This is a genomic window from Microbacterium sp. 69-10 (assembly GCF_001897945.1).
In the GTDB taxonomy this organism is placed as follows: domain Bacteria; phylum Actinomycetota; class Actinomycetes; order Actinomycetales; family Microbacteriaceae; genus Microbacterium.
Window position 1 is genome coordinate 522 of the sequence record NZ_MKRT01000025.1, and the last position, 11,081, is coordinate 11,602.

The following is an 11,081-nucleotide window of genomic DNA, read 5'->3' on the forward strand; positions in this document are numbered from 1 at the left end:
GCGCCGAACCCGAATATCCGGTGGCTCTCAACGACGCCATCGCGTCCACGAGCAAGTGGCACTCAACCGCAATACTCGTGGCGCTCAGAGAAGCGAATATTCATCTAGGGTGGTGACGGTGGCCGACTCCCATTTCGTCTGCGGGATGTGGTCGGCGAAGACTCCCGGACGCCCGAACGCGGGGTCCTTCTGCGCGATCCGCCGCCACAGGTCCCAGGCGGGTGCGGGGCCCTCGTCCAGACGTGCGGGGGTGTGCTGGTCTCCCTCGTTCGAGTTCTCCGTCAGCGATCCGATCGTCATGAACAGCAGGTCGTTCTCCGACAGGTCGACGCCGTCTCCCGGTGCTCCCTCCGGCCCTGAGACCCAGTGCAGACGCGTGGCCTGCTTGCGCGCACCGTCGGCGGAGATATCGAAGTCGACATCCGTGACCTGCGTGGAGAAGTGGAACGTCACGCCCTGGTCGAGCAGCCACGTGTACAGGGGCAGGACGAGGGACTCGTACTGGTTGTACTTGGTGAACTTCAACGCCGAGAAATCGGGCAGGCCGCCGATGTGGTGGATGAACCGGTGAAGGTACAGCTTCATCTCCAGTGCGGAGTGCCACTCCTCGAAGGCGAACATCGTCCGCCAGTAGAGCCAGAAGTTGCTCTCGAGGAAGTCCTTGCCGAACACCTCGTCGATCCGCTTGTTCTCCATCTCCTCGCGAGTGGCGAGGAAGACTTTGACGATGTCCTTCTGCGCCTTCTCGCTCAGGCCGAACTTGCCGTCGGTGTGTGCGTCCTGGCCTCGGTCGATCGTGGCGCGCTGCAGGGAGTAGTTCGGGTCGTCCTTGTTGAGCCAGTAGAACTCGTCCAGGACGCTCGCTCCTTCTACCTCGAGGGACGGGATCGAGCGGAACAGGTCCCACAGGCACTCGAAATGGTCCTCCATCTCGTGGCCGCCGCGGATCACGAATCCCTTCTTCGGCTCCTTGATGCCGTCGAGCGCGCCACCGGGCAGCTTCAGCTCCTCGAGAATGGTGATCTTGTTCCCGGGCATCTGGCCGTCGCGGATGAGGAACGCGGCACCGGATAGGGACGCGAGCCCTGATCCGACGAATCAGGCCGACTTCTCATCGACACCCGCCGGCTTGCGGGGCCGCGCGAACGCTTCGTAATTCCCGCTCGTATAGCGCATCTTTTTCTTCCTTCTCTGTTCCTTGGTCACTCGTAGTCGTAGAAGCCGTGGCCCGTCGAGATGCCGAGCTTGCCCTTGTCGATGTAGTTCTCCTTCAACCAGGCGGCGATCTTCTGAGCCTCCGGGCTGCCGTGCGACATGATGTTGTACGGCGTGGTCAGCCCGATGACGTCGTAGATCTGGAACGGCCCCATGGGGGCGCCGGTCGCGATGCGCCAGACCTTGTCGACGTCATGCGGCTCCGCGTATCCGCCGGCGGCGAGCTCGGCTGCGGCGTTCAGGAAGGGCACCAGGAGAGAGTTCAGGACGTAACCTGCCTTCTCCTTGTGGATCGGAATCGGCACCATGCCGATCTCGGCCGCGAAGTCGACGATCTCATCGAAGACGGCGGGGTCGGTCTCGTCCGTTCCCATCACCTCTCCGGTGTTGAACTTCCAGACCTGATTGGCGAAGTGCAGAGCGAGGAACTTCTGCGGCCGGCCGGTGAAGTCCTTCATGTCGCTGGGCAGCAGCGTCGAGGAATTGGTCGCGAAGATCGTCTTCTCCGGCGCCACCTCGGCGAGCTTCTCGTAGGTCTCCTGCTTCAGCTTCAAGACCTCGGGGATCGCCTCGATCACCAGATCCGCGTCCTTGACGGCGTCTGCCAGGTCGGACGAATACGTCAGGTTCTCGAGCGCCTTCTCCGCCTTCCCCTCGGCGGCCCCGGCGACGCCGTCCTGCTTGTAGGTCTCTGCCAGTGACGAGAAACGTGACTTCGCCTTCTCGAGAAGCTCGTCACTGATGTCGTAGGCGACGACGTCGAAGCCGCTGAACGCCGTCTGGAACGCGATCTGCGATCCCAGGACGCCGGTGCCGAGGACTGTGACCTTGTGGATGCTGCTCATTCTGCTCTCCTTCATTTCCGGTTCTGTGTGGTTGTCATGGTCGACGTTCGCCGGTTGCCTCGCGGGTCGCCGCCAGCCCCCGCACGATCTGCGCGATCTGGTGGCGGAGGTCGTCTCGCAGATCGTGTCCGCGGTGGGCGCCGGTGTACAGCCGAGCGATTGCGAGATGGACCACGGCGAAGACGGAGCTGCTCGCGACGCGTGCGGCGTCGTGGTCGTCGGTCACCCCGCGTCCTCGGTCGCTGTCGACCAGGCGCGCGGCGAGTGCTTCCTCGAAGGCCTGCACGTGAGCGAGGCCCTCGAGCCGGAATCTCTCGGACGGCGACCCGAAGAGCAGCTCGCGCTGGTAGGTGGCCGCGTTCTCCGGCGACTCGCTCGCCCGTGTCACGAGCGGCTCGACCAACGCGACCACGGCCTCGACCGGGTCGCTGACCGATTCGGCGCGCTCCAGGCCCTCGCGAAGCGCCTCGTCGAGCTTGGAGTTGTAGACCATCAACAGCAACTCGCTCTTCGAAGCGGCGTACCGGAACAGAGTGCCTGCGGCCACGTCTGCCCGGTCCGAGATCTGCTGGGTGGTCACGGCGCTGAAGCCCTCGGCGTCGAACAGTTCGGCTGCCGCCTCGGAGATCCGCCGCTGCTTGGACTCCATCGACCTCGACCTTCGACTGACTGCGTTCGTAGCGGACATCCGTTCCTCCTTCTGAAATGGAGCTTACTCATTAATGAGTGCACTCCGCAATGGGGGTGGACGGCTTGCGTTCGGTGCCTTCGTGCCCGCTTCTGCTCACTCCGCGTCCGCGGGCCGCCGCGATGGGTTGAAGTAAGTCACTTGCGCTGCCCGGTGGATGACGTCGTCAACGCGGACTATGCCGTACGCGGCCGCCGAAGAGGTCGTCACGGAGTTCATCGCGCGTCAGCTCCACGAGGTCGCCCATCGTCTTGCGCCAGTACCGCTCGAACTCCTCGTAGGGGATGCGATTGCGATTGCCGACCTTGACCGCGCGAATCTCCCCCGCCTTGATCTTCCGCGAGATGGTGGGACGAGACACGCCCATCGCGTCGGCGACCTGCTCGGGGGTCATCATGCGGCGCTTCGCCGTCAGCGTCACCGTCTCCCCATCGGCTGCCGCCTGCTGCACATACGCGGCGACCTGCTCCAGCCAAGCCGGGCGCGCCCCGGCGCTGGAGCGCACATCCTCCGGGTTGATCGTCAAGCTCGTCATGGTCATGACCCCATCCTACCTCCACCTGAACACTCTGGACAATACAAGTGTTCATACGGCATCCCCTTCTTGAGCCTTACAGTTCATGCGTCGATGCCCGCGAACGCCTCGTCGAGCGCGTCAGCCGCGACCTCGACGATGAGGTCGGGACGCTTCGCGTAGTGCCCTTCCGTGATGTCGGTGCCCGAGAAGGTCGCGTGCGACCTCGACCCCAGCCGTGTCCGATACCGCCGCAGCGACCGCCTTGCGGAGGCTGCGGAAGGTGAGATGCTCGGCGTCGACCCCAATAGCCAGCAGCTCCGGCTCGAACTCGCGGCGGAACATCCTGAGCAACTCGCCGACCGCGCTGGGGTCGCGCGGACGGCCGCGCTCGGTCGTGAACAGTACGTCGTCTGGATTCCGTTCGGGGTCGGGAACGTGGCTCGCCACGAGTTCGCTCAGTACCTTCACTGCGAACTTCGGCACGCGAACCCAACGCTTCTGCCGCTCCGCGGTTCTCAGATCCTCAAGCCGAGCTGTACTACGGCGTCTGAACCGCGCCCCTCTGCCTCGAGGGCCTGACTTCTTCCCGGAGTCAGGCCCTCGTGGCGTCTATCGCCTCTTCACGACCTGTCGCTCTCCCTCCAGGACGACGGCGGTGCGGCGTCGGGCGTTGACGATCGCGATGCTGACCAGCACGAGCGCGATGCCCACCGCCTGGAGCGGTGTGAGGATCTCGCCGCCGGCGAAGACTCCGAGCGCGACCCCGGTGACGGGATTGAGCAGACCGATCACGCCGACGACTCCCGCCGGAAGGTGGCGGAACCCCGTGAACCAGCAGACGAAGCCCAGGGCCGTCGCGATCAGGCTCGCGTAGGCGAACGCGGCGACCTCGACCGGGGTGACGGCGGGAGGCGCGCCCTCGATCACGGCTGCGGCCACGAGCAGCTCGAGCCCTCCGACCACGAGCTGCCATGCGGTCACCGTGAGCACTGGAGTGTCGTCCTGCCAGCGCCTGGTGAGGATCGCGCCGATCGACGAGAGCAGCATCGAGGCGATCGACGCCGCGATCCCCCACCCGTCCAGGGCTCCGGTCGCCGTTCCGACGATCAGCAGCACGCCGGCACCTCCGATCACTGCGCCGACGATCACGCGCGGTGCGGGCCGCTCGTCGATCAGCAGCCACGCGGCTCCCGCGATCGCGATCGGACTCAGCGACATCAGCGACGCGGCGACGCTGGACGGCAGCAGCTGGGCCGCCACGTACACCAGGCAGAAGAACAGCCCCATGTTGAGCGTGCCGAGCACGACGGAACGCCACCGCCACGCCCCCGTCGGCAGGCGTCGAGCCACGAGCAGCAGCACCAGCCCCGCCGGCAGCGCGCGGATCGCCGACCCCCACAGCGGCGAGCCGGCCGGAAGGTACTCGTGCGTCACGAAGTAGTTCGACCCGAACGCGATCGGGCCGACCGCCGCGACGAGCGGCCACCGGGCTCTGTCCCACACACGTCGCGGCCAGCGGTTAGTTTCCATGGAAACCATTATATGTTCCGCGGAAACTATGCTGGATGCATGGGCACGAACGATCGAGTGGGAACCTTCATCGAGCAGTGGCGTCGCGAGCGCCCGGATCTCGATCCGAGCCCGATGGCCGTCATCGGCAGGATGCGGCGCATCTCGGACGACTTCACGAGCGAACTGATCAGGAACTATCGCCGCTTCGGCCTGGGCGAGGGCGAGTTCGACGTCCTCTGCGCTCTCCGCAGGGCGGGATCGCCCTTCGCGCTCTCGCAGGGCGACCTCGCCCAGCACACGATGGTGACAGCCGGCGCCACGTCCAAGCGCGTCGACCGGCTCGAAGCGGCCGGTCTCGTGATCCGCAGTCAGCGCGAGGACGACACCCGTGGCCGCATCGTCGAGCTCACGCCGGAGGGACGCGCGCTCATCGATGAGGCCTATCCTGCGCATCTGCAGACGGAGCGCCGGTTGCTCTCATCTCTCAGCGACGAGGAACGCTCGCAGCTCGAGCGCCTGCTCCGCAAGCTCGTGCGCGACTGAGCTCCCACGCCCTCGACCGATGCGGTCGCCGTCGGCCGCTGCGCATCGCCGCCGTCCGGCCGCCTCGGTAGCCCTCAGGCGCCCAGGTAGCCGCTCAGGCGGCCATGGAAGCGCTCGCTGCGAGCGTCGAGACCGGTGATGCTGATCGTGGCCCCACGGCGCTCGTAGCGCGCGGCGATCGAGTCCAGGGCGGCCACGGTCGAGGCATCCCAGATCTGCGCCGCACCCAGGTCGATGACCACGGACGCCGGATCCTCGGCGTACCGGAAGTGCTCGACCAGATCGTTGCTGCTGCCGAAGAACAGCGGTCCGCGCACGGCGTAGCGCACGCTCGCGCCGTCGGAGGCCGGCATCCGCTCCACGCTGATCACGTGCGCCACACGGCGCGCGAAGAGGATCATCGCCAGGATGACTCCGGCGATGACGCCGTAGGCGAGGTTGCTCGTCAGCACGACGGTGCCGATGGTGACGACCATGACGATCGTCTCCGAGAGCGGCATCCGCCGCAGCGTCGACGGACGCACGCTGTGCCAGTCGACCGTGGTGACGGCGACGACCATCATCACCGCGGCCAGCGCCACCATCGGGATCTGCCCCATCAACGAGCTCAGCCCGGTGACGAGGGCCAGCATGAACCCGCCCGCCACGAACGTGGAGATCCGCGTCCGCGCACCGCTGGTCTTCACGTTGAGCACGGTCTGGCCGATCATCGCGCATCCCGCGACGCCGCCGTAGAAGCCCGCGGCGATGTTGGCGACGCCGAGCGCCCACGACTCCCGCCCCTTGTGCGACGGGGTCTCGGTGATCTCGTCCACGAGCTTCGCCGTCAGCAGCGATTCCATCAGCCCCACCAGCGCCACGCTGATCGCGGTCGGCAGGATCAGCTGCAGGGTTGACAGATCCAGCGGCACATCCAGCGGGGTGAAACCGGGCAGGCCGCCGCCGACGGGGCCCTCGTCGGCGACGTCGGGCACCGTCATCCGGCCGATGATGACGACCGCGGTCACCACCACGATCGCGACAAGTGGAGACGGAATCGCCCTGGTCAGCCTCGGCAGGAGGAGCACGATCGCGAGAGTCAGTGCGAACAGAATCCACACCGGAAGGTCCGCTCCGATGACGTGCGGCAGCTGCGCGACGAAGATCAGGATGCCGAGCGCGTTGACGAATCCGAGCATGACCGACCTCGGCACGTACCGCATCAGCCTGGCCAGCCCCAGGCCTCCGAAGAGGATCTGCAGGAGGCCCGCCAGGACGACGGTCGGGAGCACGTACTTCACGCCGTACTCGTGCACGAGCGGCGCGATGACCAGTGCCACGGAGCCCGCGGCGGCCGTGATCACGCCGGGCCGCCCGCCGAGGAAGGTCATCGTCAGGCAGAGCACGATCGACGCCACCAGGCTCGTCATCGGGTCGACGCCGGCGACCACCGAGAACGAGATCACCTCCGGCACCAGCGCGAGGGTCGTCACCAGCCCGGCGAACACCTCGCGGGAGAGCTGTCGCGGGCTGCGCAGCGCAGCGAGCACGCCGAACGTCGGGTGCGATGAGGGCATCGGGACTCCTGCCAGAGGGGACGCCCGATTCTATCCGCGCCGGTGGGCGCATCCGGCGCCCGAGGTCGGCGTCAGGCCGACTCGTCTGCGAGCACGCGACGGTAGACGCCCGAGACGAGCTGCTGAAGCTTCCCGTCCGCAGGTTCGGCGGCGAGCCGCATCGTGAGCCGATCGCCGTCGGATGCCAGGACCATCACGTTGCGCCCGCGCTCCGAACGGCGCTCCAGGATCAGTTCGCCGTCCTCCCACGCGGACGTTCCCGCCGAGGCGGGGACGAACCCGTAGGAGTCGAACCACCACCAGCCGCCGTCCGAGACCACGCCGTGGCCGGTCATGTCCCCGTCGGCGCGATGCTCCGCGTAGTCCACGAGCAGGGTGCCTGCAGGCCCCGGGGTGAGGAGCATCTCGGCCGTCGCACGACCGGCCGGCGTCCACGCCGTCGCGTACACGTCCTCCTGCCCCGCCCATCGTCCGTGGAGTGCCTCGAAGCCACCATCCATCCTGCGCCCTTCCTCTCCTCGGTCCGTCGCCGTCAGCACAGCACCCGGAGCGCGGCCGGCTGCACGCGCACCTCGAGCGCCGAGACGTCGCCGGCCTCCTCGCCGTCGATCTCGAACGCCGACGGCGTGGAGAGCCGAACGCGGATGCTCTCGCCGGAGAGGTGCTGCGCGGCATCCGTGCTGACCGTCTCCTCGTCGCGTGCGAGCACACGCCGGATGCCGTTGTCCCAAACGATCGTGCGCAGGGTCTGCATCCACTGGGCGGCTCCGTCGGCACTCACGAGCAGCAGGTCCAGCCGGCCGTCGTCGGGCACGGCGTCGGGAAGCAGCGTCACGCCGCCCTGGATCGCCCCGCAGTTGCCGATCAGCAGGGTGTGGCCGCTGAGCACCTGCTCGTCCCCGTCGTCGACGCGGAGGGTGAACTCCATCGTCTCGGCGGCGGTGAGAGCGCGCCCCATCGCCTCGACGTAGGCCAGCCAGCCCGCTCTGTCCTTCAGATCGTCGTCGGTCTCGGCGAGCATGTGCGCGTCCAGGCCCGACCCGATCATCACCAGGAAGCCCGTCTCGTGCTCGGCGTCGTCGGCGCGCACCCAGCCCATGTCGATGTCGCGCGTGCGGCCTGCGGCGATCGTCGTGAGCGCCTTCGGGATGCTCGCGAGCGGGATGCCGAGGTTGCGGGCCAGCAGATTGCCGGTGCCCTGCGGCACGATGCCCAGCGCGGGGGCGCCTTCTCCCTGCTGCGCGATGACCTCCGCCACCACCCGGACCGTGCCGTCGCCGCCGACCGCGATGACCACGTCGCATCCGGCCTGCACGGCGGCCTCGGCCATCGAGCGCCCGGGGTCGTCTGCGGACGTCTCCCACCACTGCACGTCGTCATCCGCGGAGAACGCGGCCTCGACGGCATCCCTCAGCGCCGCCTCGTCGATCTTCGTCGGATTCCACACGATCCCGATGCGCTCGGACATGACTCCCCCTCGCGTTCCTTCTCAGCCGTAGAAATGGGTCTCGAACACCCGCCGGGCGCGACGCGTGACCCGAAGATAGTCCTCCTCGAGCAGCATGGCGCCGCGGTCAGGGTAACCCAGCAGGCGACCGACGCCGTCCAGCTCGCGGTGGTCGACCGGCAGCACGTCGCGCGTCTGGCCTGTGAGCAGCGTCATCGCCGAGCGCAGCCGGCTGCACAGCACCCAGGCCTCGCGCAGCCGCTCCGCCGCGGCGGCGGGCAGCAGGTCGGCGAGCACGGCGGCGTCCAGCGCCTGCAGCGTGGAGGTCGTCCGCAGGTCGGGGACCCGGTGGCCGTGCTGCAGTTGCAGCACCTGCACCATCCACTCCACGTCGCTGAGGGTTCCGGGGCCGAGCTTGAGATGCCGGCGAGGATCCATTCCCTGCGGCAGGCGCTCGCCCTCAACCCGGGCCTTGATGCGCTTGATCTCGCGCACGTCCTGCAGCGAGACCTGCTCGGGGAAGCGGATGCCGTCGGCGAGCTCCATGAACCGGCCGATGAGCTTCACGCTGCCGGCGATGCCGCGGGCGCGCAGCAGCGCCTGTGCCTCCCAGGACAGCGACCAGCGCCGGTAGTACTGCGTGTACGCCTCCAGGGTCCTGACGATCGGCCCGTTGCGTCCCTCCGGGCGCAGGTCGGCGTCCAGATCGAGCGGCAGTCTGTGATCGGTCAGGTGCTCGCGCAGGCCTGCGACGATGCTCGCGGCCAGCTGCTGGGCACGCTGCGGCTCGACGCCGTTCGGCTCATAGACGAACAGCACATCGGCATCCGAGCCGAAGCCGAGCTCGGCCCCGCCGAAGCGGCCCATCGCGATGATCGAGAAGTCCAGCGCGTCGTCCTCGGGCGGCACGACCTCGCGCCGCACCGCGCGCAGCGCGGCCTGGATCGTTGCCTCGCTGATCTCGCTGATGGCTCGCGCCATCTCATGAACGCCGACGTGATCGAGCACAGCGCCCATGGCGGTGCGCAGCAGCTCCCTGCGGCGCAGCGCCCGTACGGCCTTCATCGCCGGGCCGATCGTGGCGTGCCGGGTCTGGATGGCCCGCGCCTCCTCGTCCAGCGCCGCCCCGCTGCGCAGGGTGAGATCGCTCGCGGAGTCCAGCCACGCCACCGATTCCGGGATCCACTCCATGAGCTCGCCGACGTAGCGCGAGCTGGAGAGCACACGGGTGAGTCGTTCTGCGGCCCCGGACGAGTCGCGCAGCATCCCCAGGAACCAGTGCGTGTCGCCGAGCCGCTCGCTGATCCGGCGGAACGCGATCAGCCCGTAGTCCGGGTCGGTGCCGTCTGCGAACCACCGCAGCATCACCGGCATGAGGTAGCGCTGGATGCTGGCCTTGCGGCTCAGGCCCGCGGTCAGCGCCGCGATGTGGCGCAGCGCGCCGGCGGGATCGCGGAAGCCGATGGCCGCCAGACGATCGGCGGCCTGCCCGGTGGTGAGCGCACGCTCCTCGGCGGGCAGCGAGGCCACCGCCGCGAGCAGCGGCCGGTAGAACAGGCGGACATGCTGCTCCCGCACGTCGCGCCGCAGGTTCTCCCACAGCTGGCGCAGGGCGAGGCCCGAGTCGGCCAGTCCCGTGGCTCGCGCCAGTCTGCGCATGCCGTCGTCGTCGCGGGGCATCAGATGGGTGCGGGTCAGTTCCTGCAGCTGCAGGCGGTGCTCGAGCAGGCGCAGCACCCGGTACTGCTCGGCGAACGCGGCGCCCTCGACCCGTCCGATGTAGCCGCCTTCGGCCAGCGCCTCCAGCGACTCCAGGGTGCCGCGCGTGTGCAGGCTCGGGTCGCTGACGCCGTGCACCAGCTGCAGCAGCTGCACCGTGAACTCGATGTCGCGCAGGCCGCCAGGGCCGAGCTTGAGCTGATACGGCACGTCATCTGCGGGGATGTTGTCCGTGACGCGTTCGCGCATGCGCTGAACGCTGTCGACGAAGTCCGACCTCTCGGCGCTGGTCCACACGCGAGGCTGCACGGCGGCGATGTACTCGGCTCCCAGCTGCGCGTCTCCGGCGAGCGGACGCGCCTTCAGCAGCGCCTGGAACTCCCAGCTCTTCGCCCAGCGGTCGTAGTAGGCCTCGTGTGAGGCGAGGGACCGCACCAGAGCGCCCTGCTTGCCCTCCGGCCGCAGGGCGGCGTCCACCTCCCACAGCGGCGGCTCCGCGTCGATGCCGGAGAGCACGCGCATGCTCTCGCGGGCGAGCCTGGTCGCCACGTCGATGGCGCGCGCCTCGCTCACGATCCGCTCATCGCCGGTGCCGGCGACGAAGATCACGTCCACGTCGCTGAGGTAGTTCAGTTCTCGGGCGCCGGCCTTGCCCATCCCGATGATCGCCAGCCTGGTCGCGGCGACCTCCGCTCGCGGGATCCCGGCGTCCGTCACGGTCGCGCGGGCGACGGCGACAGCGGCTTCGAGCGCGGCACCCGCGGCATCCGCGAGAGCTGCGGAGACGTCCGCGATGACCGCTGTCGGGTCGGCGGATGCCGTGTCCGCCGCGACGATCCCCGCCAGCGCGCGGCGGTAGGCGATCCGGAGCGCGGCCTCGGGCCGGGCGGCTCGCGCGAACCCGTCCTGCGCGTCGACGGCTGCGAGCAGCGTCTCGACGAGCTCCTGCGCGGTCGGCAGCGCTTCGCGCTGCAGGAGCCCGGCATCGAGCTGCTCGGGGCGCCGGGCTAAGAAGTCCGCGATGCCGCCGGAGACGCCC

The 11,081-nt window shown here is 68.5% G+C and carries 10 protein-coding genes and 1 pseudogene; 2 read left to right on the top strand and 9 right to left on the bottom strand.

Annotation, left to right across the window (positions count from 1 at the left end; translation table 11 throughout):
* Positions 1-102: 102 nt before the first annotated feature.
* The 4 genes and pseudogenes from BGN97_RS12895 to BGN97_RS12910 form a co-directional block, all read right to left on the bottom strand.
* Positions 103-1,176, bottom strand: a pseudogene (locus BGN97_RS12895) (oleate hydratase); the annotation flags it as partial.
* Between the two features lie 26 nt (positions 1,177-1,202).
* A complete protein-coding gene (locus tag BGN97_RS12900) occupies positions 1,203-2,060 on the bottom strand; it encodes a 3-hydroxyacyl-CoA dehydrogenase (RefSeq protein ID WP_292702217.1) in 858 nt (285 codons plus the stop codon).
* 34 nt (positions 2,061-2,094) lie between these two features.
* Positions 2,095-2,709 carry a TetR/AcrR family transcriptional regulator gene (locus tag BGN97_RS12905; protein ID WP_292702220.1) on the bottom strand — a complete coding sequence of 205 codons (615 nt, stop codon included), beginning with the start codon at positions 2,707-2,709 and terminating at the stop codon, positions 2,095-2,097.
* A gap of 205 nt (positions 2,710-2,914) precedes the next feature.
* A complete protein-coding gene (locus BGN97_RS12910) occupies positions 2,915-3,289 on the bottom strand; it encodes a helix-turn-helix domain-containing protein (protein WP_292702222.1) in 375 nt (124 codons plus the stop codon).
* 168 nt (positions 3,290-3,457) lie between these two features.
* Between BGN97_RS12910 and BGN97_RS12915 the strand changes: the two genes are divergently transcribed.
* Positions 3,458-3,844, top strand: coding sequence for a hypothetical protein (locus BGN97_RS12915; protein ID WP_292702225.1), 387 nt, complete (start codon positions 3,458-3,460; stop codon positions 3,842-3,844).
* A gap of 30 nt (positions 3,845-3,874) precedes the next feature.
* Here BGN97_RS12915 and BGN97_RS12920 read toward each other — a convergent pair whose 3' ends face one another.
* Complete coding sequence (locus BGN97_RS12920; RefSeq protein WP_292702228.1) at positions 3,875-4,795, bottom strand: EamA family transporter; 921 nt, start codon at positions 4,793-4,795, stop codon at positions 3,875-3,877.
* 39 nt (positions 4,796-4,834) lie between these two features.
* Between BGN97_RS12920 and BGN97_RS12925 the strand changes: the two genes are divergently transcribed.
* Complete coding sequence (locus BGN97_RS12925; RefSeq protein WP_292702231.1) at positions 4,835-5,320, top strand: MarR family transcriptional regulator; 486 nt, start codon at positions 4,835-4,837, stop codon at positions 5,318-5,320.
* Between the two features lie 74 nt (positions 5,321-5,394).
* On the opposite strand, the gene BGN97_RS12930 is transcribed toward BGN97_RS12925, so the two are convergent.
* From BGN97_RS12930 to BGN97_RS12945, 4 genes are all read right to left on the bottom strand, one after another.
* Positions 5,395-6,876, bottom strand: coding sequence for a SulP family inorganic anion transporter (locus BGN97_RS12930; RefSeq protein ID WP_292702233.1), 1,482 nt, complete (start codon positions 6,874-6,876; stop codon positions 5,395-5,397).
* A 71-nt stretch (positions 6,877-6,947) separates the two neighbouring features.
* Positions 6,948-7,376 (bottom strand): hypothetical protein, encoded by a 429-nt coding sequence (locus tag BGN97_RS12935; protein ID WP_292702236.1) that lies wholly within the window; start codon positions 7,374-7,376, stop codon positions 6,948-6,950.
* 32 nt (positions 7,377-7,408) lie between these two features.
* Complete coding sequence (locus BGN97_RS12940) at positions 7,409-8,344, bottom strand: diacylglycerol kinase family protein (RefSeq protein ID WP_292702238.1); 936 nt, start codon at positions 8,342-8,344, stop codon at positions 7,409-7,411.
* A 21-nt stretch (positions 8,345-8,365) separates the two neighbouring features.
* Positions 8,366-11,081 (bottom strand): bifunctional [glutamine synthetase] adenylyltransferase/[glutamine synthetase]-adenylyl-L-tyrosine phosphorylase (locus BGN97_RS12945; RefSeq protein ID WP_292702241.1); only part of this gene is annotated, 2,716 nt, incomplete at its 5' end.